17 protein-coding genes are annotated in these 25,160 nt (G+C 67.6%); 9 read left to right on the top strand and 8 right to left on the bottom strand.

Annotation, left to right across the window (positions count from 1 at the left end):
- Positions 1–37: 37 nt before the first annotated feature.
- The 4 genes from AM590_RS12520 to AM590_RS12505 all read right to left on the bottom strand — a co-directional run bounded on the left by AM590_RS12520 (position 38) and on the right by AM590_RS12505 (position 5,395).
- The gene (locus tag AM590_RS12520; protein WP_058827771.1) at positions 38–2,239 is read right to left on the bottom strand and encodes an LUD domain-containing protein; all 2,202 of its coding nucleotides are present in this window, start codon (positions 2,237–2,239) and stop codon (positions 38–40) included.
- Entirely contained in the window at positions 2,232–2,735 is a 504-nt protein-coding gene (locus AM590_RS12515) for an LUD domain-containing protein (protein WP_058827770.1), read from the bottom strand. Before AM590_RS12515 ends, AM590_RS12520 begins: the two co-directional genes overlap by 8 nt.
- Before the next feature lie 78 nt (positions 2,736–2,813).
- On the bottom strand, positions 2,814–4,631 hold the full coding sequence (locus AM590_RS12510; RefSeq protein ID WP_058827854.1) for an Nramp family divalent metal transporter: 1,818 nt from the start codon (positions 4,629–4,631) through the stop codon (positions 2,814–2,816).
- 122 nt (positions 4,632–4,753) lie between these two features.
- Entirely contained in the window at positions 4,754–5,395 is a 642-nt protein-coding gene (locus AM590_RS12505; protein ID WP_058827769.1) for an HTH domain-containing protein, read from the bottom strand.
- A gap of 372 nt (positions 5,396–5,767) precedes the next feature.
- On the opposite strand from AM590_RS12505, the gene AM590_RS12500 reads away from it, so the two are divergent.
- The 3 genes from AM590_RS12500 to AM590_RS12490 all read left to right on the top strand — a co-directional run bounded on the left by AM590_RS12500 (position 5,768) and on the right by AM590_RS12490 (position 11,709).
- Positions 5,768–7,480, top strand: coding sequence for an L-lactate permease (locus tag AM590_RS12500; protein ID WP_058827768.1), 1,713 nt, complete (start codon positions 5,768–5,770; stop codon positions 7,478–7,480).
- 200 nt (positions 7,481–7,680) lie between these two features.
- Positions 7,681–10,761: an FAD-binding and (Fe-S)-binding domain-containing protein gene (locus AM590_RS12495; RefSeq protein ID WP_058827767.1), complete on the top strand. Its 3,081-nt coding sequence runs from the start codon at positions 7,681–7,683 to the stop codon at positions 10,759–10,761.
- Between the two features lie 159 nt (positions 10,762–10,920).
- A complete protein-coding gene (locus tag AM590_RS12490; protein WP_082677719.1) occupies positions 10,921–11,709 on the top strand; it encodes a CBS domain-containing protein in 789 nt (262 codons plus the stop codon).
- 45 nt (positions 11,710–11,754) lie between these two features.
- Here AM590_RS12490 and AM590_RS12485 read toward each other — a convergent pair whose 3' ends face one another.
- From AM590_RS12485 to AM590_RS12470, 4 genes are all read right to left on the bottom strand, one after another.
- Positions 11,755–12,891, bottom strand: coding sequence for a pyridoxal phosphate-dependent aminotransferase (locus AM590_RS12485; RefSeq protein ID WP_058827765.1), 1,137 nt, complete (start codon positions 12,889–12,891; stop codon positions 11,755–11,757).
- Positions 12,892–12,961: 70 nt separating this feature from the next.
- A complete protein-coding gene (locus AM590_RS12480; RefSeq protein ID WP_058827764.1) occupies positions 12,962–13,750 on the bottom strand; it encodes a winged helix-turn-helix domain-containing protein in 789 nt (262 codons plus the stop codon).
- A 234-nt stretch (positions 13,751–13,984) separates the two neighbouring features.
- Positions 13,985–14,506: a DUF123 domain-containing protein gene (locus AM590_RS12475; RefSeq protein WP_058827763.1), complete on the bottom strand. Its 522-nt coding sequence runs from the start codon at positions 14,504–14,506 to the stop codon at positions 13,985–13,987.
- A 22-nt stretch (positions 14,507–14,528) separates the two neighbouring features.
- Complete coding sequence (locus tag AM590_RS12470; protein WP_058827762.1) at positions 14,529–14,960, bottom strand: DCC1-like thiol-disulfide oxidoreductase family protein; 432 nt, start codon at positions 14,958–14,960, stop codon at positions 14,529–14,531.
- A gap of 106 nt (positions 14,961–15,066) precedes the next feature.
- On the opposite strand from AM590_RS12470, the gene AM590_RS12465 reads away from it, so the two are divergent.
- From AM590_RS12465 to AM590_RS12440, 6 genes are all read left to right on the top strand, one after another.
- The gene (locus AM590_RS12465) at positions 15,067–17,418 is read left to right on the top strand and encodes a DEAD/DEAH box helicase (protein WP_058827761.1); all 2,352 of its coding nucleotides are present in this window, start codon (positions 15,067–15,069) and stop codon (positions 17,416–17,418) included.
- Positions 17,419–17,544: 126 nt separating this feature from the next.
- Positions 17,545–18,702, top strand: coding sequence for an alpha-1 4-glucan-protein synthase (locus AM590_RS12460; RefSeq protein ID WP_058827760.1), 1,158 nt, complete (start codon positions 17,545–17,547; stop codon positions 18,700–18,702).
- 137 nt (positions 18,703–18,839) lie between these two features.
- Entirely contained in the window at positions 18,840–20,003 is a 1,164-nt protein-coding gene (locus AM590_RS12455) for an iron ABC transporter substrate-binding protein (protein ID WP_058827759.1), read from the top strand.
- Positions 20,004–20,015: 12 nt separating this feature from the next.
- Positions 20,016–21,611 carry an iron ABC transporter permease gene (locus AM590_RS12450; RefSeq protein ID WP_058827758.1) on the top strand — a complete coding sequence of 532 codons (1,596 nt, stop codon included), beginning with the start codon at positions 20,016–20,018 and terminating at the stop codon, positions 21,609–21,611.
- Positions 21,601–22,773, top strand: coding sequence for an ABC transporter ATP-binding protein (locus tag AM590_RS12445; RefSeq protein WP_058827757.1), 1,173 nt, complete (start codon positions 21,601–21,603; stop codon positions 22,771–22,773). The genes AM590_RS12450 and AM590_RS12445 overlap by 11 nt, the downstream gene beginning before the upstream one ends.
- Before the next feature lie 2 nt (positions 22,774–22,775).
- Entirely contained in the window at positions 22,776–25,121 is a 2,346-nt protein-coding gene (locus tag AM590_RS12440) for a glycosyltransferase family 39 protein (protein ID WP_058827756.1), read from the top strand.
- Positions 25,122–25,160: the final 39 nt, after the last annotated feature.

Here is a 25,160-nt window from a genome sequence, read left to right as displayed (position 1 = left end):
TCGAGCCGTCGGCCGCGACGGCTCGTTCTCGAGGGCGTTACAGCCGCGGCGCGACCAGTTGAATCGGGTGTTGCGTCGGCCGGCTGAGCAGCGAATCGAGCTGTTCGAGACAGGAGGTCCCGCTGGCGACGACGGTGCGGTCTCTGTTCTCGTCGGTCTGGAACTGCCCCTGTAGCTCGGAGCCGACGTCGACGCTGAGTTCGTAGTACTCCGACTTGTAGCCGAACGAACCGGCCATGCCGCAGCACTCCACGTCAGAGGTGGCAACGTCGTAGCCGAGGTCCGACAGGACCGCCTCGGTGTGGCCCTCGAGGCCGAGGGTGCGCTGTTGGCAGTGGCTGTGGTAAGCGACGCCCTCGCCCTCGCTCGTCGAGAGCGCGTCGGCGTCCGCACCGTGTTCGAGCAGGCCGAAGACGTACTCCATGACCTCGTAGCTGGCCTCGGAGATGCGCTCGAAGGACTTCTCGGGGAGGAACTTCTCGTACTCGGTTCGGAACATCGCGAGGTCCGAGGGCTCGATGACGACGATGTCGCGGCCGTCGTCGATGTGCTCCGCGAGGCCGGCGTACACGTCGTGAGCGTGGTCCTCCGCGGTCGCAATCATGCCCTGCGAGAGCGGGGCGCGGCCCGACGAGCGAACGTCGGGGACGATTACGTCGACACCGAGGGCTTCGAGGGTGCGGACGGCGGCCTTCCCGCGTTCGACCTGCACGTGGTTCGTGTACACGTCGGGGTAGAGCACGGCGGTCCGGACCGGGTCGTCGACCCGCGAAGTTCGGTTCTCGAACCAGTCTTTCAGCGTCTCGCGCTGGAAGGCGGGGAGTTCGCGGCGGGCGTCGATACCGAGGAACCGTTCCATGATGTCGCGGGAGACGCCGAGGCCGGCGGCCCAGTTGGAGACGGGCGCGAAGAAGCTCCCGACCTTCGCGGCCGTCTCGAAGTTGCCGAAGAAGCGCTTCTGGAGGCTGACGCCGCCGGGTTCCTCGTCGGGGGTGAGCCCCTCGACGAGCCAGTCGAGTTCGGACACCTCGCCGCGGTTGACTCGGTCGCGGACGACCGTGTTTATCCACGGGATGTCGATTTCGACCGGGCAGGCGGTGGTACACCGGCTACAGCCGGTACAGAGGTCGTTGAACTCCGCGGCGCTGTCGAGACCCTCGACACCGGCTTCCCAGCCGGTGCCGATGCCGCCGGAGTAGGTCTCGCCGCCGAAGGCGTGGCCGCCGACGTGCTGGAAGTTGGCGCAGACGTTGGAACACGCCGAACACCGGATGCAGTAGAGCGTCTCGCGCAGTTGGTCGTCCTCGCGCATGTCGAACCGCCCGTTGTCGATGAGGACGAGGTGGAAGTCGCGGTCCGTCTCGGTCGCCGAAAGCGGCGTGTCCGGGGCGTCGAAGTCGACGGTCGGCGACTCGACCGGCGGGGTCAGAAGCGAGATGTAGGAGGTGATGTCCTGTCCCGTCCCCGACTTGCCGATGAGTTCGACGAAGGGACGGAGGTCCTCGACGGTCGGAATGACCTTCTCGACGCCGGCGACCGCGACGTGCGTGTCGGGCACGACGGCCGTCTTCCGGGCGTTGCCCTCGGAGGTGACGAGCGCCATCGTCCCGGTGTCGGCGGTGATGAAGTTCGCGCCAGTCATCCCCACGTCCGCGCCCTCGATGAGTTCGCCGAGCTGTTCGCGGGCGAACATCGTGAGTTCCTCCGCGGTTTCGAGGGGCTCGTCGGGCTCGAACGTCTCGTTGAACAGGTCGGCGATGGCCTCCCGCGACTTGTGGATGGCGGGCGCGACGATGTGCGACGGCGACTCGTCTGCGACCTGCAGGACCCACTCGCCGAGGTCGGTCTCGACCACGTCGATGTCGGCGGCTTCGAGGTCCTCGTTGACCTCTATCTCCTCGGAGGTCATCGACTTCGACTTGACGACGCGCTCTGCCTCTTTGTCCTCGCAGACCTCGCGGATGTACTGGTTCGCGTCGGCCGCGTCGTCGGCGATGTAGAGCGTGCCGCCGTTCGATTCGACCGTCTCGCGCAACTGATCGATGAGTTCGGGGAGGCGCTCGATGGCGTCTTCCTTGATGGCCCGCGCTTCGGACTTCAGCCCCTCGTAGTCGTCGAGCGTCTGGACCGACTGGTAGCGCCCCTCGTTGAATCCGCGGGTGCTCGTGCCGACGGCGTCGCCCTCGGTCTCCATCAGCTGTCGGATCTTCGCCGCCTTGGCCTCGCGCGCCTTACTCATCGAGAATCACCACGTGGACTTCCTTCGGACCGTGCGCACCTTTCACCAGCGCGCCCATGTCGGCGGTGGCGCTGGGGCCGGTGGCGATGATGGCCGAGGAGTGCCCCGTGCGGAACTCCTCGCCCAGCCAGTCGAACGCCTCGGGCATGCCGGGGACGATGTCCGACCGCCGGAGGACGGCGACGTGGAGGTCGCCGAACAGACTCACCGGCTCGATGCCGTCGGGCGTGCCCTGCACGACGACGCTGCCGTAGTCCGCGATGCCCAGTCCGGCCGCCGTGATACCGGCGTTCGCCTCGTGGAGGTCCGCGGGGGTCGGGTCCGTGTTCACCCATTCGGGGAGGTCGACGCCGTCGTACGGGAGGTCAACGCCGATAGTCTGGTCCGAACAGAGTCCTTCGAGCACGTCTGCCAGCCCATCGGGAGACGCGTGTGTCCAGCCTACTTCGAGTCGTTCGAGGGAGTCCTCGAACGTCGCAACCGTGCCGGTTGACATACGTTGAGCTAGCGCGTTCTACATAATCGTTCTTCGGGTTCAGACACCCCGCTGTCGGTTAATTATGAAGGATAGGAGTCAGGAAAATCGGCCGGCCGCCTCGTCGGCGTCGGCGACCGTTCCCACCGCGTCGCGCTTGCCGGCGGCGGACTTCGTCACCGCGTAGGCCTGCACGACGAAGTAGCCCGCCCAGAGGAGGTAGCCGCCGGTCCCGCTCCCGAGGACCGTCGGGACCGTCCGGAACGTCTCGAGACCGATGGTGGTCAGCCACGTCCCGACGAGGAGGACGCTGAAGTAGCCATAGAAGCCCGTCGCCCACCACATGCCGACGACCCGCGCCCAGCCGGGTTGGATGTGTTCGGGGAGCCGAGTCGTGTTCATCACGAGGACGAGCGCGGTGTAGGGCCACATCATCACGCCGGACATCGCGGCCCCGACGACGAGGAAGAAAAACGGCTCTTGGCCCTCGAACGGTGAACTAAACAGGAGGATAATGACGACGCCCCAGACGCAGAAGGCGGTGAGGAGCCGCCAGAACAGTTTCGGGAGGTCCCAGCCGGCCTCCCGGCCGTAGGACTCGTAGAGGGCGTCGGCGCTGTTACGGACGAACGACTCGACAATGGCGTACTCGGTGGTAAAGAGCGCGACGAAGAGAACGGCGAAGACGAGAAAGGAACCGACCGGACCGAGCAGCGGGACGACATCGCCGAGCCACATCTGGATGGCGTTGGCGGTCGACCCCGACGCGTAGCGGATGGCCACGCTCATCAGCGCGGGGGCGACGAGGAGCAAACCGAACACGAACGTCAGGAGGTGTTCGAGTTGAACGACGCGCCACCAGCCGCGCCAGCGGCGGAGGTTCGTCAGCGTCGGGCGGAACGCGAACCCGTCGCGCTCGATGGGTTCGGGGTCGTCACCGCGCAGCGGGTTCTTCACGCGCCCCTGATAGTTGCCCATGCCGTAGCCCTTCTCCCGCATCCAGAGGCTCTGCGAGAGGTTCAGATAGCCGCCCGCGCCGGCGAAGGCGAGGCCACCGAGGAAGACCGCGATGTCGAGCCCCTCGGGGAGCGTCCCGACCGAGCCCGCGGCCGCGGGCAGGTCCGCGAACTCGACCCACGAGCCGGTGACGGCGACGAGCAACAGGGCCGCGCCAATGGCGACGAACAGGAGGCCGATTTGGAACACCTCGACGGCGTTGTACATGACCGACGACACCTGGTACGAGAGCCAGATGACGCCCATGAGGGCGGCGGCGACGAGCTTCCACGTCGCGAGCGACGCGCCGAAGAGCGCGACCGACCCGTCGAGTCCGAGCGCCGTCGTGGCGACCTGCGCCGCGCCGGCGGCCCACCCCGGCCACCCGAGGCTGATGAGGCCGCCGACGAGGAACGCCCACGGCCAGTACGACCCCACGCGTGCGAACGCGCGGAAGATACTCTCGCCGGTGGCGAGCGTCCAGCGCTGAAGCTCCGTGTTGATGAGGAACTGCGTGAAGACGCCGACGACGAACGCCCAGAAGACCCCCCAGCCGTACTGCGCGGTCAACACGGGCCAAAAGAGCGTCTCGCCGCTCCCGAGCGACGCCCCGAGCATGATGGCCGAGGGACCGACGACGTGGCCGACGCGGGGAACCCGCGGGAGGTCGGCGAGGCGGAACGACCCGCCCTCACCCGACTCGGGGTAGTCGTCCGAGTCGTCCGACTCCTCCAACTCCTCGTAGCGAAGTGGGAGATACCAGGTACCGCGGTACTGTTTTCCCTCGACTTCGGAGGCGTAGACGTCGTCACCGCCGGCGACGCTCGGTTCCGTCGAGGGCGCGGATTCCGAGGGTTCCGCGTTGGAGTCGTCCGAACCGGCGGATGTGTCCGCGTCTGAACCGGGGCGACCGTCGCTCACGAGCGGCCACACTCCGAGACGGAACTCTCAGACGACGAATCGCTTGACATCGATGCGTTTGCCGGAATTGTGGCCCGATAGTGTATAAATTCGTAGGGTGAGAGCCACGTTCGAAAATCGGACTACCCGCCGAGGAAGTGCCAGATGTGGCCGCGCTCTTCCGGCGGGTCGACGCCGGGCAGTTGCTTGAGCGCCGGTTGAATAGCGTTCCACCAGCCCTCGGCGGACTCGAAGCCGGCGGGGTAGTCGCGGTACACGTCCCGCAGGAAGTCCGCCTTTTTCGCCTCCGGATGGTCGGTGAGATACTGGTACGCCGCCGACAGCGCCTCGCGGCGGGCGTCGAGCATCGGGCCGCTCCCCGGCAGGTCGGCGCGCTCGATGGCGGACGAGACGGCGGGCGGGTGGTCGAGGCCGTCAGAGTCGTCGGCCTCGCCCGTGGCCGCGGTTTCAGGGGATGAGTCCGGGGCCGTCGAAGCCGCGGCCCGCCCCGCGGCCGAGTCCGCGTCGGCGGCCATCGGAATCCAGAACACCCGGCTCCGAGCGCCGACTTTCCGGGTGGCGAGGTCGCCGCGTTCTTCGAGTTCGTTCAACTTGTTGTGCGCGGTGCGCCGCGAGCAGTCGAGCGCCTCCATCACGTCGGTTGCGGTGAGGGGGCGAGCGGCGTCGTCGCGCTCCTCGAACACGTCCAAGACGGCGTCCAGCGAGATGCGTCCCACGTACTGTCCGTGCTCGTTTCGAGAGCGCGCGCGAGACTCATCTTCCATGATATGTCCTTTCCACACGACTGCATAAGCCTTTACACACGAGTGTACCACCGATTCAGTCGTGTGTTATGGCCGAGAAACACGTGTGAAGTGGCCGTTTCGGGGCTCGTTTTTTCCGATTTCGCTCCGAACCCGAACAGACAGGATAGACCATGAGGGACAAGATATCGGCGTTTAATCGCGTATTTGGCGCGTTATCCACGAGTGTACTGGATTCCGTACTCCGGAGAAGACGGCCCCAACCGATATGTCAGGAATAGCGACGAACGATAGATATATATCACAAAAGTTGTGTAGCGGATTCCACGATGCACCGCATCAGGCACGAATCTGGAACGGCACAGGCTGGAACGAACTGTGGGAGTGTGCGGTATGGTTAGCGCGACCGACGCGCTCATCGCCCTGCTCCCGCTCATCACCATCGCCTATCTGATGGTCGGGCGGTACTGGCCCGCGACGCGGGCGATGCCCGTCGCGTGGCTCGTCGCAATCGGGGCCGGCGTCCTCGGCTGGGGCATGACACCGCAGTGGATTATCGCGTCGACCATCAACGGCTTCATCACCGCCTCGAACATCCTGTACATCGTCTTCGGAGCTATCTTGCTCCTGTACACGCTCAAGCAGACGGGCGCGTTCGACGCCATCAACAACGGCTTCGCCTCCATCAGCGAGGATCGCCGCGTGCAGGTCGTCCTGCTGGTGTTCCTCATGGGCTCGTTCATCGAGGCGGCCGCCGGCTTCGGCACGCCCGCGGCAATCGTCGGCCCGCTCCTCGTGGGTCTCGGCTTCCCGCCGCTCGCGGCCGTCGTGGTCGCGCTGACGGGGAACCTCATGGCTATCACCTTCGGAGCGGTCGGCACGCCGCTCATCATCGGGATGATAGACATCTTCGACGACGTGCCGGTCATCACGAACGCGCTCGACGCGCAGGGTATGGGCGTCGAACAGTGGGTGTCCGAAATCGCCGTCTTCGCGGCGATGAACCACGTCGTCGTCGGCGTCGTGCTCCCCTTCATCGGCGTCGCCATGATGACGCGCTTCTTCGGCGAGGAGCGCTCTATCAAGCCGGCGCTCGAAGTGCTTCCGCTCACGCTGTTCGCGTGGGCGTCCTTCTCGGTGCCGTACTTCCTCACGGCCTACTTCCTCGGACCGGTGTTCCCCGGCCTCGTCGGCGCGATGGTCGGACTGCTGCTCACCGTCTCCGCGCTCAAGGCCGGCTTCTTCCACCCCGACGAGGAGTGGGACTTCGCACCGCAGACCGAGTGGCCCGACCACTGGGTCGGTGACATCCAACCCGGCGAGACGAGCAAACGCGGCGGCGCGGTCGCTGCTGACGGGGGCGTCGCCCAGCAGATGTCGCTCTGGAAGGCGTGGACGCCGTACGTCCTCGTTGCGGCCCTGCTCGTCGTCACCCGCGTGTTCGACCCGCTGACGAGTTTCCTCACGTCGAATCTCGTCTTCGAGTACGCCGACATCTGGGGCACGGGGCTGACCGGCGACTTCCAGTTGCTCTACCTGCCCGGCGCGGTGTTCCTCGTGGTCCACCTCGTCACCATCGGTCTCCACGACATGGACGCGAAACAGGTCAAAGCGACGTGGGCCGAGACCGCCGAGAAAGTCATGCCGGCGGTCATCGCGCTGCTGTTCGCCGTGGCGACCGTCCAGATAATGCTCCAGTCGGGTAACGCGACGGGCACCGACAGCATGCTCATCGTCCTCTCGGAGGGGATAGCCGGCATCGCGGGCGGTGCCTACCCGTTCTTCGCCGCCTTCGTGGGCGCGTTCGGCGCGTTCCTCGCGGGGTCGAACACCGTCTCCGACATCCTGTTCGGCACCTTCCAGTACGGCGTCGCCGACCAGATCGGCACGTCGAAGACCGTCATGCTGGGCGCGCAGGCGGTCGGCGGAGCCATCGGCAACCTCATCGCCGTCCACAACGTCGTCGCCGCGCTCGCGGTCGTCGGCCTCGTCGGCGAGGAGGGCCGCGTCATCCGCCTCGAACTCATCCCGCTTCTGTACTACGGGACCGCGACCGGCGTCCTCACGCTCCTGTTCAGTTACGTGCTGTTCCCGGGCGTGTTCTGACCGGTCGGCGCTCCCGACTCGGAGCGGCCTGACTCGTCCCGTGTTGCGCCGTCCCGGCCCGGACTGACTCAGACTGACCCGACCCGACTCGGTTCGGGTCGCGAATCGACTCGCAAACTACCCGCACGCGACCCGGAGCGACACCCGTCACCGGGTGTCTTTATCCGTTCACGCAAACCGACATACGACAGAGCTAATCAATGGCATCCAACACGCACGAACCGGCCACCGACCCCGCGCTCGCTGGCGATTACGACTACGTCAGCGACGACGTCGAGCGGCCGGGGCTGGTCGAAGACCTCGAATCCCTCGTCGAGGGCGACGTGCGCTTCGACTCCTACACGAGAACGCTGTACGCGACCGACGCGTCGGCCTACGAGCAAGTCCCCATCGGCGTCGTCATGCCGACCTCGACGGCCGACGTGGCGGCGGTGATGGAGTACTGCGCCGACCGCGAGATTCCCGTCCTCCCCCGCGGCGGCGGCACGAGCCTCGCCGGCCAGACCGTCAACGAGGCCGTCGTCCTCGACCTCGCCCGCCACATGGGCGGTGTCGAGGAAATCGACCCCGAGGCGCGGACGGCCACGGCCGAAGCGGGCGTCCGCCTCGGCGAACTCAACGAGGAACTCGCCCCCCACGGCCTGAAGTTCGCGCCCGACCCGGCGTGGGGCGACCGCTCCGCGCTCGGCGGCGCAATCGGCAACAACTCCACCGGCTCGCACTCGCTGAAGTACGGCAAGACCGACTACTACATCGAGGAGCTGGAACTCGTCCTCGCGGACGGCACGGTGACGACGTTCGGCGAGGTGAGCGTCGACGAACTCCGCGAGTCCGGCGACCCCGACGGCGACCTCGAAGCCCGAATCTACGCGGAGGTCGCGCGGATACTCGACGAGGAGGCCGACGAGATTTCCGAGCGCTTCCCCGACCTGAAGCGCAACGTCTCGGGCTACAACCTCGACATGCTCGTCGACGAGATGCGCGGCGAGCGACGCACGCCCGACGACGCGGGCATCGACGAGGACTGGGAGGCCGGCCGCGTCAACCTCGGTCGGCTCATCGCCGGGAGCGAGGGCACGCTCGGCATCGTGACGAAGGCGACCGTCTCGCTGGAGGAGATTCCGAACACCGCGTCGGTGGCGCTTCTCACCTACGACGACGTCATCGACGCGATGCACGACGTCGCGCCCATCCTTGAACACGAGCCCGCGGCCGTCGAGGTCATGGACGACGTGTTGCTCGACCTCGCGCGCGACACCGCCGAGTTCGCCGACGTGGTCGGCATGCTCCCCGAAGGCACGGACTCGACGCTCCTCGTGGAGTTCTACGCCGACTCCGACGAGGCCGGCAAACAGAAGGTGGCGAACCTCATCGAAGACCGCGTCATCGACCCCGACGGGACCGAGTTCGACCCCGACGAGGGCTCGGCCTCGGTGACAGAAACGGAGCGCCGCGCGACCGACTTCATGGAGGCCCACGACGCAGACACCCGCGCGAAGTTCTGGAAGATGCGCAAGTCGGGACTCCCGATTCTCCTCGGTCGGACGACCGACGAGAAGCACATCGCGTACATCGAGGACACCGCCATCCCGGCCGAGAACCTCCCGGCGTACGTCTCGGACTTCCAGGACATCCTCGACGAACACGACACCTTCGCCTCGTACTACGCCCACGCCGGACCGGGCGTGTTGCACATCCGCCCACTGGTCAACACGAAGACGGCCGAGGGCGTCGAGACGTTCGAGGCCATCGCCGACGAGGTGACGGACCTCGTCGTCAAGTACGGCGGCTCCGTCTCGGGCGAGCACGGCGACGGTCGCGCGCGGACCCAGTGGAACCGCAAACTGTACGGCGACCACCTCTGGAACGTCTTCCGCGACCTCAAGACCGCGTTCGACCCCGACTGGCTCCTGAACCCGGGGAACATCTGCGGCGACTACGACATGACCGAGAACCTCCGGTTTTCCCCCGACTACGAGTTCGACGCCGGCTTCGAACCGGCGCTGAACTGGGACAACGACAACGGGTTCGAGGGCATGGTCGAACTCTGCCACGGCTGTGCCGGCTGTCGCGGCCAGCAGTCCACGGTCGGCGGCGTGATGTGTCCGACGTTCCGCGCCGCCGAAGAGGAGATTCAGGCGACCCGCGGCCGCGCCAACATGCTCCGGCAGGCGATGAGCGGCGGTCTTCCGGAAGACGAGATGTTCACCGACGAGTTCGTCGACGAGGTGCTCGACCTCTGTGTCGGCTGTAAGGGCTGTTCGAAAGACTGCCCGAGCGAGGTCGACATGGCGAAGATGAAAGCCGAGGTCGTCCACGAGTACCACCAGCGCAACGGCTCCAGCCTCCGCGACAAGCTCTTTGCCAACATCGATTCGCTGTCCAAACTCGGGTCGGCGTTCGCCCCCCTCGCCAACGCGGCGACCAAGGTGCCGGGCGCGCGGACGGTCATGGAGAAGACCGTCGGCATCGCCAAGGAGCGGTCGCTCCCGAAGTTCCATTCGACGAGCTTCGTCGACTGGTTCGAGAGCCGCGGTGGGGCGGGCGTCCCCGAGGCGCAGGCCGACCGCAAGGTGCTGTTGTTCCCCGACACGTACACGAACTACAACCACCCCGAAGTCGGGAAGGCCGCCGTGAAGGCGCTGGAGGCCGCGAACGTCCACGTTCGGATTCCGGAGGGCGTCGCCGGCTCCGGCCGGCCGCCGCACTCGAAGGGCTTCCTCGACAAGGCCCGCGCCGACGCCGAACAGAACGTCGAGGTGCTCGCGCCCTACGTCGAGGAGGGCTGGGACATCGTCCTCTGTGAGCCCTCGGACGCGGTGATGTTCCAGTCGGACTACCTCGACCTGCTCTCCGGCGACGACGTGGAGGCCGTCGCGGCCAACGCCTACGGCGTCATGGAGTACGTCGACGCCTTCCGGCTGGACGAGTCGCTGTCGTTCCACCCGCAGGACGACTACCTGACCTACCACGGCCACTGCCACCAGAAGTCCACGAAGAAGGACCACCACGCGGTGGGCGTCCTCCGCCGCGCCGGCTTCGAGGTGGACCCGCTGGACTCGACGTGCTGCGGGATGTCCGGGTCGTTCGGCTACGAGGCCGAACACTACTCCATGTCGAAGGCCATCGGGAACATCCTCGAAGGCCAAGTGGCCGAGAGCCCCGGCGACGTGGTCGTCGCGCCCGGCGCGTCCTGCCGGACGCAACTCGAAGACATGGACGGCGCGAACGACGACCCGCCGCACCCGGTCGAAGTGCTCGCGCGCGCCATCGACGCGTAAAAGCGGACGCCGCGGCGCGTCTCGGTGACTCGGCGGCGGCCGCGGGACGGACACGACGGCGGTCACCGTCTCTCCTCGTTTTTCGACGCAGATACGTTTAGGGCGCTCCGCGGCCAACCGCGGGACGACCGAGATGCGAGTGAACCACCAATGACACCGATGGAACTCGACGACGTGCGTGTCGACGCGTACATGACGACCGACGTGGAGACCGTCGGCCCCGACGCGTGGGTCACCGACGTGGTCGACCGACTCAAGGCGGGGCCGCAGTACGGCGGGCTCCCGGTCGTCGACGGCGACGACCACCTCCTCGGGTTCGTCGGCGCGATAGACCTCTTGGAAGTCAACGGCGACGTGCGGGTCGAGTCGGTGATGAGCCGCGACCTCGTGGTCGTCCGCCCGGAGATGACGGTGAAGAATGCCGCGCGCGTCATCTTCCGCACCGGCCACCAGTTCCTCCCCGTCGTCGACGACGACCGGGTGCTGCTCGGCCTCTTTTCGAACGGCGACGCGGTGCGGAGTCAGATCGAACGGACGACGCCTTCGAAGGTCCAGAGCACCCGCGAGATGCTCGAACGGACCCACGACGCGTCCATCGGCGTCGCCGAGCGAGAGGTCACAGTCGACTCGCTGATTCCGACCCAACGGGAGGTGTACGGCGACGAGCTCGAAGGCCGGAAGTACGAGCTCCAGAACGGTCTCGCGGAGCCGCTCATCGTCGTCTCCCACGGTCCCGAAACGCTCCTCGTCGACGGCCACCACCGGGCGATGGCCGCAGATCGGCTCGACATCGACCGGATGCTCGCGCACGTTCTCACGGTCTCGCCGGAGGAAGTCGGCGCGTTGGGTCTGCGCCGAATGGCTCGCCTCGGCGGCCTCCAATCGCTCGCTGACGTGGAGGTCAACGACTACCTCCAGCACCCGCTCATCGAGAAGACCGAGCAGTAGGGCGGGAGCGACGCCGAAGGGTGCGAGTCGGAGCGGCGAGCCGAGTTACTCGGCGAGGTCGTCGAGCGCGTCGCCGAAGGCGGCGAGGCCGGCTTCCATCGCCTCGGGGTCGCCGCCGAGGGAGATGCGGAACGACTCCGGTGCGTCGAAGAAGCGACCGGGGACGACGAGCACGCCGCGGTCCCACGCGGCGTCCGCGACCGCGCCACCGTCGGCCAAGGCGTGGTCGAGGAAGGCGAACGTCCCGCCGGCGTGGATACGGCCGTCGAGTTCGTCGCGCTCGGCGACGAACGTGGCGAGGAGGTCGTGGTTCGCCGAGAGGTGCTCGCGGGCGGCGGCCTCTATCTCGTCGCCGTGGTGGAGTGCGCGCCGAGCGAGTTTAGTGCTCGGCTCGGCGACTGCGGGCAGGTACATCGACGCCGAGCGGGCGCGCTCGACGACTTCTTCGGGACCGATAATCCAGCCGACGCGGAGCCCACCGAGGCCGTAGAACTTCGTCAGCGATCCGGTGACGACGGTGTTGTCGAGGCCCGACGCCGTGATACCGCCGAAGGGACCGTCGGCGGCGGGGTCGACGAAGGGCGCGTACACCTCGTCGACGAGGAGGTAGCCACCGGCGTCGGCCGCGGCCGCTGCGACCTCGGCGAGTTCGGCGCGCGGCGTGAGCTTGCCCGATGGGTTGTGGCGGTTGGTGACGATAGCGTAGGCGAAGTCGTCTGTTGAGGCCCCGTCGAGGCGATGGGGTTCGAGTTCGTAGTCGTACTCGGGCGGGCGGACGAAGCGGTCGACGCGCGCGCCGAGCGCCTCGGAAGTGGCCACGAGCGGCTGGTAGCCGGGTTTTTCGACGAGCACCTGCGGGCGCGAGGCATCTTCGTCGTGGCCTTCGTCGTGGTCTTCGCCGCCATCGGTTGCGAGGTCGAGCAGGGCGCAGGCGGCGAGGAAGTTCGCGTTCGTCGCGCCCGCGGTGACGAGGACCGACGACTCGGGGACGTCGTAGCGCGCCGCGAGCTGTCCGGTGAGCGTCGCGTCCTCGGGGTCAGCGCGCCCCGCGAGGGCCGGCGGGACGAGGTCGTCGCTGCGCCGGGACGACCCGAGGTCGCTCGTCGCGAGGTCGTGGGCGGCCTCGTCCGCCCGGTCGACAATCCACTCTAGATAGGGGATTTCTGGGAACGTCGTCGTCATTGGGACTCCTTCGCGGTGGCTCCCGTAAGTCGTTGGGGTCGCGCGGACATCGGCCGCGGGCGCGGGGTCGTCAGCTCTTGTCGACCGGCGGTCGGGGGAGCGGCGAGGCGTCCGCCTGACAGTCCTCGATGCGCTCTCTGGCCCACGACACCGCCGACAGTGACTCGTTGTAGATGATACCCGCGAGCCCGTGTTCGGAGTACGCGACCAGGAACGCGACGGGACCGTCCGGGAGGTCGGAGACGACGAGACTGTAGGGAAGCGATTCGACCGACCGGAGCGAAAAGGAGTTGACCGACCACGCCTCGGCGAGCTGCGGCCGGTAGGCGGTGATGAGCCGTTGGATCACGTCGTCGGTGGCGACGAGGTCGACCGGAGTGCCGTCTTCGACGACTGCCCGGTAGTAGGCGTCGACCTGCGAGGGAAGCGCCCCACGGACGAAGCCGCGTATCGACGTCGAGCCCTCGACGAAGGACGTGAGCTTCGAGAGCGCGGGGCCGAGGCCGTCATCGGCGGCGACGACCTCACAGCCGTCGAGGAAGACCGGCGCGAGCGGCGCGTCCGAACTGAGCGAGTCGAGCACTGCGGCGGCCGCGTCGATGTCCTCCAGACACTCGACGAAGTTCGAGTACGTGTCGAGCGCCATTCGCCCGGCGAGCGTCGGGCGGTTGACGCGGTCGCTCGTCTCGACGAAACCCGCGCGCTCTAACTCGCGGAGGCCGCGGTCGACGGTCGAGCGCGACACCGGGAGCCCGCTCACGAGTTCCGCAGTGGTCCGAGGCTGGCGAACAACGGCCTCGAGCACGTCGGCCCGCGACGCGAGCACGTCGAACACCTCGTCAGCCTCGGACCGAACCATGTCGAACTACATGAACGTCGTACTACTTAAAGAACAGGAGAATCGAGCACAAGTATATAAAGAAACAATGTATTTATATACTCTAACTCACAGTGTGACTGAGTGATGCGATGGGTGAACTAAAGCGTGTAGCAGCAGTATGGGAGTGTGCCGGGGTGCCTCTGACAACCGGCTTTTCGTCCGAGCCGGGGTGCCCGGTCCGGTTCGGGCGTCAGAGGGGGGAGACATCCCCCTTCACATTTTGCTTCGAAATGCTGCTTCGACGAGCGGTGTCGCCGTCTCGACCGAGTCACCGCGCGCGAGGTGCGCGTCGCACGAACAGTCCGACGAGCCGAAGCCATCGACGGCGGTCGCGCCGAGCGACGACGCCAGTTCGACCGCGACCGCGCATTCCACGTCGCGGTCGGTAACGCAGACGACGCGCGCGAGTTCGACTGCCGGATGGCCACCGAGGTAGTCGACGTGCCAATGGCGAGCGTCGTGGTCGCCGGCCGCGACGCGCCGGTGGCGGAGGACGCGTCGCAGTCCGCCCGTTCCGAACGCGCTGCCGACGTAGACGTAGGCACCGGCGGAAACGCGGTGCTCACCCAACGCGCCGACGTCGATGGTCGCCGCGGGCGCGTCGAAGACCAACGCGTACGTTCCGACGGGCGACCGAGAACCGAGGGCCAGCGGGTCGTCGTCGGTGCCGAGGACCGCGGGGTCGAGCGAGTGGACTGTCGGGTTCTCGTCGGACGGGTTCCTCGGGTCGCTCATCGAGTGACGAACGTCGCCCCGACTACGAAAGTTCGGCGGGTCTCGGTTCGGCGTTGTCGAGGAGGTCCGAAAACAGACCGGCTGCGTCGGCGTCGAGGTCGTAGACGCTGTGGACGTCGTCGGGGTCGCGGCCGCGGCCGCTGGCGGTGCCGACGACCTTCGCGATTCTGTCGTAATTGTCGCGGACGAGACTGCCGAGGAGGCCGGGCATCCCGGCTCGATCGGTGAGTTCCTTCGCGGCGGCGCGGCCGGCGTAGACGCGACTCTCCCGCCGGTCGACGAGGACCATGGCGAACGGCACGTCCGCGAACTGGGCGTCGAGGAACGCCTGCGCCGCGTCGTCGTACCACGAAATCGCTTCCACGTCGTCGAGGCGCTTCAGCGCCGACGCGGCGACCGAGCAGTAGGCGCACTCGCCGTCGTAGATGAGGACGGCATCCGCGGATTCGTTCATAAGCTTCCGTCGGGACGCGAAGAACAAAAACGGCGTGGCTACTGTGACTCGTGCTACCACGCCAGAACTGCGACAGCGTTAGGGCGGCCACGTCCACAGTAGGCGTGTGGACGACCTCATCGAGTGGTTCCGGACCAGACCGTACTACGAGGGGCAGATTCGATCCCACCGCCGGTTCGAAGCGCGCGAGCCCACCTTCGCCGACGTGGATCTCGAACCGCGACTGGCGTCGGCCCTCGAAGACCGCGGCATCGACCGGCTCTACCGGCATCAGGCCGAGGCGGTCGAGGCGGTCCGCGACGGGAACAACGTCGTCTTGGCGACGCGGACCGCGAGCGGCAAGAGCCTCGCGTACACCGTGCCGGCGTTCGAGCGGGCGATGGACCACGGCGGCCGGACGCTCTATCTCGGCCCGCAGAACGCGCTCGTCGCCGACCAACTCGACACGCTGTCGGACCTCGCGCGCGCCCTCGGCTTCGGCAGCCGCGTCTCGGTCGACCAGTACACCGGCCGGCTGTCGAAGTCGGAGAAACGCGAGGTCAGAAAGCGGATGCCGACAGTCCTGCTTTCGAATCCCGACATGGTTCACTACGCGCTGCTCCCGCACGCCCACCGGCTGTGGGAGTGGTTCTTCTCCTCGCTTGAGACGGTCGTCATCGACGAGGTCCACGGCTATCGCGGCGTGTTCGGGAGCCATGTCGCCCTGCTCATCCGCCGACTCAAGCGCGTCTGCGAGCGGTTCGGTGCCGACCCGCAGTTCGTCTGCTGTTCGGCCACCATCGGCAACCCCGTCGAGCACGCCGCGCGCATCACGGGCGAGCGAGAGGACTCCTTCGCGCTCGTGGACGAGGACACGAGCGGGACCGGCGAGACCAACTGGCTCCTCTGGAACCCGCCGGAGTACGACAACCCCGACGCCGGCGGGTCGGGGCGGCGGCGCTCGGGCCACGTCGAGACCAAGAACCTCTTCGTCGACCTCGTCGCGCGCGGTCACCAGACGCTGGCGTTCACCCGAGCTCGACAGGCCGCCGAGCGGTACGCCTCCGAGAGCGCGAGCGACCTCCGGAGTCGCGGCGAGCACGAACTCGCCGGCGAGGTGGCGGCGTATCAGGCCTCGCTGACCCACAACCGGCGGCGGGAAATCGAGGCCGGCCTGCACGACGGCGACATCGCGGGCGTCTGGAGCACCAACGCGCTCGAACTCGGCGTCGACGTGGGGGGTCTCGACGTGGTGCTCATCGACGGCTACCCCGGCACGCGGATGTCCGCGTGGCAACAGGCCGGGCGGGCGGGTCGCGGCGATAGACCCGCGCTCGTCGTCCTCGTCGGCGGCGAGGACCAACTCGACCAGTACCTGATGAACCACCCCGCCGAGTTCTTCGACGGTGACCCCGAACGCGCCGTCTCGGACCCGGAAAACGACCATCTCCTCCCCTCGCACGTCGCCTGTGCGGCCGCGGAGAACTGGCTCTCGACCGGAGACGAGTCGCACTTCGGCGGGTCGTTCCCCGGCGTCGTCTCCAACCTCGAAGCCGACGGGACGCTGGCGCGCCGGGAGACGGACGACGGCCTCCGGTGGACCCACAGCGGGAGCGAGAGCCCGCAGCACGCGATGAGCCTCCGGACCATCACCGACCGCGAGGTGCAACTGATGGACACGCGGAACAACGAGACCATCGCCACGCTCGCGTTCGACGACGCGCTTCGAGACGCCCACCCCGGCGCGGTCTACCACCATCAGGGCCAGACGTACGAGGTCGCGGAGCTGGATTTGGACCGCGACGTGGCCCGACTCCAGCCGACGTGGGCGGACTACTACACCCGAGTCCTCCACGACAAGCACATCACGGTCGAGCGGGACATCCTGTCGAAACCGCTGTCGGCGCGGTCCGACGTGGAGGTCCGGTTCGCGGAGGTGACGATGCGCAAGCAGATAACGGGGTTCGAGCGCCGCGACCCGAAACGCGGGACGACCATCGGCCAGCAACTGCTCGACCTCCCGGAGACGAGTCTGCGGACGAAGGCGCTGTACTTCACCGTGCCCGGCGACGTGGAATCGGAGATGCGCGAGCTATCGGGCGACCGCCCGGAGGGGCGCGACTACGGCTTCAACGGCGGCATCCACGCCGCGGAACACGGGATGATTTCGCTGTTTCCGCTCCGACTACTCTGTGACCGCGGCGACATCGGCGGGCTCTCGACGCCGTACCACGCCCACACCGACCAATCGACTATCTTCATCTACGACGGCCACCCCGGCGGGGTCGGCATCACGCGCGCCGGCTACGACATCGTGGAGGGGTTGATGCGACAGACCGCCGACCTGATTTCGGACTGCGACTGCGAGGACGGCTGTCCCTCCTGCGTGCAGTCGCCGCAGTGTGGCAACGCGAACGACCCGCTGGCGAAGGACACGGCGGTCCTGCTGTTGGAGTCGCTGACCGGGGTGCGAGCCTGAAGCAGGGGATGGGCGTGAATCGCCCGCCCTCGACCACCTGCCGGATTAATTATCACTACATCGGCATTTCAGGCCCGCTATTCCGAACCAACAGCTATTTTTGGGAAGCCTAAATCCATAGGAGCAATGAACGCGGACATCTGCGTGGTCGTCCCGACGATTCGGGAGTACGAGTGCATGCGGTCGTACTTCGACAACGCGCGTGAACACGGGTTCGACCTCGACCGACTGTTCGTCCTCCTCGTCACGGAGGACTTCTGCGACGCCGAGGGGATGAAGTCGATGTTGGACGACGAGGGCGTCGCGGGCGCGGTCTTCGACGGAACCGCCCGCGAGGAGTGGTACGACGAACACGACGTCTCGGAGTACTCGCACCTCGTCCCGGCGGCGAGTCACGCCCAGACGAGCTTCGGACTGCTGTACATGTGGGCGCACCCCGAGTTCGATTACGGCGTCTTCATCGACGACGACACCCTTCCGCACGACGAGTGGGACTTCTTCGGTCGCCACATGGCGAACCTCGACCGCACCGACGAGGTGGAGTCGGTGTCGAGCGACGAGCGCTGGGTGAACGTCCTCTACCAGAACGCCGACGAACACGGGCTGTATCCCCGCGGGTACCCCTACTCGGCGATGGACGAGACGGTCGAAACCGGGACGCACGAACTCCGCGACGTGGTCGCCTCGCAGGGACTGTGGACGAACGTCCCCGACCTCGACGCGGTCCGCATCCTGATGGACGGCGACCTCGAAGGGCAGGCCCAGACCCGGACCGACTTCGACGACTTCGACGGCGACTTCGTCGCCGAACCGGGACAGTACCTCACCGTCTGCTCGATGAACCTCGCGTTCGAACGCGAGGTCATCCCGGCGTTCTACCAGCTCCCGATGGACGACAACGAGTGGGAGGTCGGCCGCTTCGACGACATCTGGTCGGGCGTCTTCCTCAAACGCGCCGCCGACGTGCTCGGAAAGGACGTGCTCACCGGCTACCCGCTCTGCGAGCACAACAAGGCCGCCCGCCCGACGTTCGACGACCTCAACAACGAGGTCCCGGGGCTCGAACTCAACGAACACCTCTGGGAGGTCGTGGACGCGGTCGGCGACGACGCCGACAGCTACGCCGGCGTCTTCGAGGCGATGGCCGACGCCCTCGCGGACGGCGACTGGTCCGACTACCGCAACGGCGACTTCTTCAACTACGTCGGCGAGCACATGCGCGACTGGCTGGACTGCCTCGACGCCCTCGCCGCGCCGCGGGCCGCCGCGCCGGCTGACGACTGATTGGCCGACGGTTGACCAATTGGTCGGCCGAGCGACGCGGGCCGGCGGACCGGCAATCGTCTCTTTGTCCCGCGGTTCGCCCGCTTTGCCCGACGAATCGGTAGGTATAAATGATTTAGGGAGACCTAAATCAATGTATGCAAGAACGCGACCGAGAGCTTCGCGGCCACAGTCGTCGCCGGTTCATCGCGACGACGGCGGCCCTCGGGGTCGGCACGCTCGCCGGCTGTACCGGCGGCGACGAGGAGACGGAGACGACGACCGAGTCCGGTACCGGCGGGGAGGTCGAACAGATCGGTTCCGGCCGCTCGCCGTTTGGTGACCGCGACATAACCGGCGGTGTGTCCGTCTCGGAGATGCCGGACCTCTCGGGCGAACTCACGCTCTACTCGGGCCGTGGCAAAGCGCTCGTCGGTGAACTCATCTCCTTTTTCGAGGAGTACTACGACGACTTCACCATCCGCCCGCGGTACAACTCGGCGACCGAACTGGTCAACCAGATCCAGACCGAGGGACAGAACAGTCCCGCGGACGTGTTCTTCTCAGTCAACGCCGGGTCGCTCGGCGCGCTGAAGGACGCCGGTCGCACGCAGGACCTCCCGAGCGAGGTGCTCGACCTCGTCCGCGACGAGTTCCACGACCCCGACGGGCAGTGGACCGGGACCTCGGGTCGCGCCCGGACCGTCCCGTTCAACACTGACCAGTTCGACGAGTCGGAGGTTCCCGACGACATCATGGCCTTCCCCGACACGGAGGCGTTCCGTGACAACATCGGTTGGGCCCCGACGTACTCCTCGTTCCAGGCGTTCATCACGGCGATGCGCGTCCTCGAGGGCGAAGAGGCGACCAGAGAGTGGCTCCAAGGGATGCAGGACCTCGGCGTCACGGAGTACAACGACGAGTTCCTCGTCTCGCAGGCCGTCGCCGACGGCGAAATCGGCGCGGGCTTCGCTAACCATTACTACATCCAGCGCATCCTCGCCGGCCGGTCGAACGCGCCGCTTTCGACCGCTTTCACCGCGGGCGACGCCGGCTCGATTTTCAACGTCGCGGGCGCGCTCGTCCTCGACACCGCCGAGGACCCCGAACTGGCGAGCAACTTCGTTCGCCACCTGCTATCGGCCGAAGCGCAGGACTACTTCGCGCGGACGACCTTCGAGTACCCCCTCGTCTCGGGCGTCGACCCAATCGGCGAGCTTCCGAGCATCGACGAACTCAGCCCGCCGGAGGGCCTCGACCTGACGCAGCTCTCGGACCTCGAAGGAACCGTGGAACTCTTGCGTGAGGTGGGTGTTCTCTGAGGTAGCTCACTCATGGCGACCGAACAGCAGACGGGGACCGGTGGGGGGGACGACGAGCAACCGCTCGGCCTGACCGTCGCCAGCGGGGCCGTCGCCGCCGCCGTCGTCGTCCCGCTGTTGTGGCTCGTCAAGACCGCGCTCGAAGTCGGGTTCGCCGAGGCGCTGTCGCTCGTCACCCGACCGACGACCGTCGAAGTGTTTCTGAACAGCGCCGTTCTCGTCACGCTCGTCACCGCCGCGTGCATCGGGCTCGGCGTCCCGCTGGCGTATCTGACCGTCCGGACCGACCTGCCGTTCAGGCGTTTTTGGACCGTCGTCGTCTCGCTCCCGCTCGTCATCCCAAGCTACATCGGTGCGTTCGCGTTCGTCTCGGCGTTCGGCCCGCGGGGCGCGTTCCAGCGGCTGTTGGCCCCGCTCGGGGTCGAGTCGCTCCCAGAAATCTACGGGTTACCCGGTGCCGTTTTGGTGCTGACGCTCTACACGTACCCGTACGTGTTCATCACCACCCGGGCCGCGCTGAAGTCGATGGACACCACGCTCATCGACGCCGCGCGGACCCTGAACCACACCCGCTGGGAGTCGTTCAAGCGGGTAACGGTCCCGCAGATACGCCCCGCGGTCGCCGCCGGGTCGCTTCTGACGGCGCTGTACGTCCTCTCGGACTTCGGCACGCCGGCCATCATGAAGTTCGACGCGTTCACCCGCGTCATCTACGTGGAGTTCGGGACGTTCGGCCGCGACACCGCGACGCTCCTGTCGCTCCAACTCATCGCCGTGACGCTCCTCATCTTGACGCTCGAATCGCAGATTCGCGGCGACGAGCGCACGACGACCGGCGGGCGCTCGGGAAGCCCAATGCCGCTCGGCCGGTGGAAGTACCCGGCGCTCGGCTTCGCGGCGCTCGTCGCCACCGTCGCCCTTCTCGTCCCGCTCGGCATCCTCTTTACGTGGCTCGCGCAGGGCGTCGCCGCGACGAGTCAGTCGCTTGCGTTCCAGCCCGAGTACGCGCTCAATTCGGTCCTCGTCGCGGCCGCGACGGCGGGCGCGGCGACGCTCGCCGGCCTGCCCGTCGCCTACCTCGCCGCCCGGCACCCCTCGCGGCTCAGTTCCGTCTTCGAGCGCGCGACCTACGTCGGCTACGCGGTGCCGGGCGTCGTCCTCGGGCTGGCGCTCGTCTACTTCGGGAGCTCGTACGCGACGCTCATCTACCAGACGCTCTACCTCCTCGTGTTCGCGTACGTCATCCGCTTTCTCCCGCAGGCAATCGGGTCGCTTCGGGCGTCGTTCCTCCGGGTCGACCCAGCGCTCCCCGAGGCGGCGCGGACGCTCGGCGAGACCCCGTCGGGGGCGTTCCGTCACGTGACGCTTCCGCTCGTCGCGCCCGGTCTGTTCGGCGGCGCGGCGCTCGTCTTCCTGACCACGATGAAAGAACTACCCGCGACGCTCCTGCTGCGCCCCTCGGGGTTCAGCACGCTCGTGACGCACATCTGGACGGCCTACGAGCAGGGCTACTTCGGCCAGGCCGTCGTGCCCGCGTTCATCCTGCTTTTCGTCTCCGGGCTTTCGATGCTCGTCATCATCACGCAAGAGGGATACGATGTCAAATAGCACACTTTCGACCACCGACCACTCGAACCGCACTGAATCCACCGGCTCCGAGGCCGACGACGCGGACGCCGGCGGCGTCCTCGAACTCGACGGCGTCTCGAAGTCCTACGGCACCGAGTCGGTCATCGCCGACCTCTCGCTCAGCGTCGAGGAGGGTGAAATCCTCACGCTCCTCGGCCCCTCGGGCTGTGGGAAGACGACGACGCTCCGGCTCATCGCCGGGCTCGACCGCCCCGACGGCGGCGAGGTCCGACTGAACGGGAACGTCGTCTCCGGCGGCGGCACCTTCCGCGCGCCCGAAGAGCGCGGCGTCGGCGTCGTCTTCCAGGAGTTCGCGCTGTTCCCGCACCTCACCGCGGCCGAGAACATCGCCTTCGGCCTGAAGGACCTCAACGAAGCCGAGCGCGACGAGCGCGTTCGCGACCTCCTCGACCTCGTCGGACTGGAGAGCCAAGGTGACAGCTACCCCGACGAACTCTCCGGCGGCCAGCAACAGCGGGTCGCCCTCGCCCGCTCACTCGCGCCGGAGCCGGCCATTTTGCTTCTCGACGAGCCCTTCTCGAACCTCGACGTTGACCTCCGCGTCCAGATGCGCGAGGAGGTCCGCCGCATCCTCAAGGAAGCCGGCGTGACGGCCGTCTCCGTCACCCACGACCAGGAGGAGGCGATGTCCATCTCCGACCGCGTGGCCGTGATGAACGACGGCGACCTCGAACAGATCGGCGAGCCCGAACAGGTGTTCCAACACCCCGAATCGCGCTTCGTCGCCGGCTTCCTCGGCTACGCCGGGTTCCTGCCGGGACGCATCGCGGGCGACGTAGTCGAGACCGAACTCGGGACGGTCGGCCGCGAGCAGATACACGGTCTCGCGCCCGAGTACGACGACACCGACATCGACATCCTCGTCCGCCCCGACGACGTGTCGGCGCACCCCTGCGGCGACGGCGGCGAGGGCCACGGCAAAGTCGTCGGGAAGCGCTACCTCGGGCCGACCATCCTCTACGAGGTCGAACTCCACGGCGGCGACAACCTGCTGTGTATGCACAACCACGACGAGACCGTCCCGACCGACGGCTGCGTCGAGGTGACGCTCGACGCCGGCCACGAACTCGCGTGGTTCCCGCGCGAACAGCGTCCCGAGACCGGCCCTTACTCGGACTGAGAATGGGTCGGCGAGACTCGAACACGGGCGGCTCTCTCCCGCTCGGCGGACGCGTGCGAGCCGCAGTCCGCAGGCTCGCGTTCGATTTTGACGTTACCATCGACATCGACCGGACTCGAACGCGAAGACGACTCGCCGCGCTCTGCGTCTCGCTCCTCGTCGGGCTCGTCGTGACGTGGTTCGCGGTCGACCTCTTTCCGTACCACACCGTCAACGACGACGAGGGCGTCTACCTCACGCAGGCCGCGATGCTCCTCGAAGGCAAGCTGTTTCTCTACCCCGGCCAGCTGACGGAGGCCGTCAGACCGTGGTTCTTCGTGGTGCAGGAGACGCCGAGCGCCCCCGGCGGCGTCCAGCTCTACTCGAAGTACTCGCCGGCCGTGCCGGCGCTGTTCGCGGTCGGCCTCGCGTTCGGGCTTCCGAACCTCGTGTTGGGAGCCATCGCCGCGGTGTCCGCCGCTTTGGTCTACACGCTCACGGCCGACGCGTTCGACCGGACGACCGGCGTCGTCGCGGCGGGCCTGCTCGGCCTCTCGCCGCTGTTTCTGCTCACGTCGTCGACGTTCCTCGCGTACGCGCCGACGACGATGCTCAACCTCGGCTTCGCCGTCTGCTACGTCCGGGCCGCCCGGCGTGACTCCTCAGGCTACGCCGTCGTCGCCGGCGCGCTCGTCGGCGCGGCGTTCTTCGCCCGCCCCTACACCGCGGTCCTGTTCGCCCTGCCGTTCATCACCCACTCGCTGTGGGCGCTCGCGACCGCCCGCCGCGCGGGGACCGGCTGGGTCGTCCTCCGCCGGTACGTCGCCGTCGCGCTCCCCGGCCTCGCGTTCGTCGGCCTGACGCTGGCCTACAACGCCGTCGTGACGGGTGACCCGCTCACGTTCCCCTACATCGCCTTCGCCCCGCAGGACGGCATCGGCTTCGGCGAGCGGGCCATCCTCGGCTACGAAGTCGTCTACACGCCCGCGATGGGCGTCGAGACCGCCGTCGAAGCCCTCGACCTGCTCGCGACGCGCTGGGGGCCGATGGGCTGGCTCGGCACCGTCGCCGCGGTGTTCGGCCTCGGCGTCACCGCCCGTCGCTGGTGGGGTCACAAGACCGGACGGAACCTCCGCGGGAGCGCGAGACGCCGCCACCACGGCCTCGGCGGCCGCGACCGCGCCTTCGCCGAACTCTCCGACGACGCCCTCGCCTGTGTCGTCGCGGCCGTGTTCGCCTCGGTGTTCGTCGGCAACGCCGCCTTCTGGGGGACGCACAACGGCCTCCGAAACGGCCTCATCGACCTCCTCGGACCCTTCTACCACTTCGACGCGCTCGTCCCGCTCGCGGTGTTCGGCGCGGCCGGAGTCGTCGCCGGCGCTCGCCTCCTCCGCCGGCTGGCCCACCGCCGCTTTTCGGCCTCGGAGGCCCGCGGTGTCGTCTTCTCGGTGCTCCTCGTCTCGGCACTCGTCGGCGGCGGCGTGACGGTCGAGGCCGTCGAGGAACCCTACGACGAGAACCGACTCCGAACCGAGAACCTCGCGGCGACCTACGAACCGCTCCTCGACGCCGGCTTCGAACACCCGCCGCTGACCCCGTCGGTCCCGGGCGTCGAAGCCACCGGTCTCGGGAACGGTGGCAGCGGAATTGGAGTCGGTGGCGACTCGGCCGCGGCGGACAACGAGACGAAGGCGCTCGTCTTCCACCCCAACCCCTACGGCGACTGGTCGGCCCATCCCTTCCAGACGCTCCGCAACGACCCCGGCTTCGACGGCCCGGTGGTGTACGCCATCGACGACGGGGCCGAGCAGGACTTCGCGGTCCTCGACGCGACGAACCGGACCCCGTACCGGTTCACCTATCGGGGGACGTGGAGCGGGGCCGAAGCGCCCGTCGAACCGGAACTGACCCGGCTCGACGTGCTCGCTGGCGAGCGGGTCGACGCGACGACGACGCTCGGCGCGCCCGAGGGGACGAAGACCGTGTCGGTTCGCATCGAGACCGACGAGGGTTACGCCCGCTACGACGCGGCGATGGCCGAAAACCTGACCCTCGAGTGGTCGCTGACGCCGGCCGGCGTGGCCGTGACGAACCGCCCGCTCGCCGCCGGCCCAGAACGGCTGTCGATTCCGCCGGGCACGAGCGAGGTCGACCTCGCGGTGACCTACGTCGGTGATTTCGGCGAGACGGTCACGTACCGACAGACCGTGACGGTCGAGCGCTCCGGCGACGAGGTGCGCGTCATCTGGCCGCCGGAGACCCGCGTCTGCCGGCTGACCACCGACTGCGGGACCGACGGCGAGTGGGTCGGTCCCGACGGCGACTACCTCGACGGCGTCTCGGTCGAGACGGACGCGCGCGTCGTCTGAGCGAGAGCCGGCGCTCTCGGGCAGTAGGTCGGAAAAAAT

The sequence above is a fragment of the Haloferax sp. Q22 genome (genome assembly GCF_001482285.1).
GTDB lineage: Archaea > Halobacteriota > Halobacteria > Halobacteriales > Haloferacaceae > Haloferax.
This window is presented reverse-complemented; position numbering and strand designations above follow the sequence as displayed.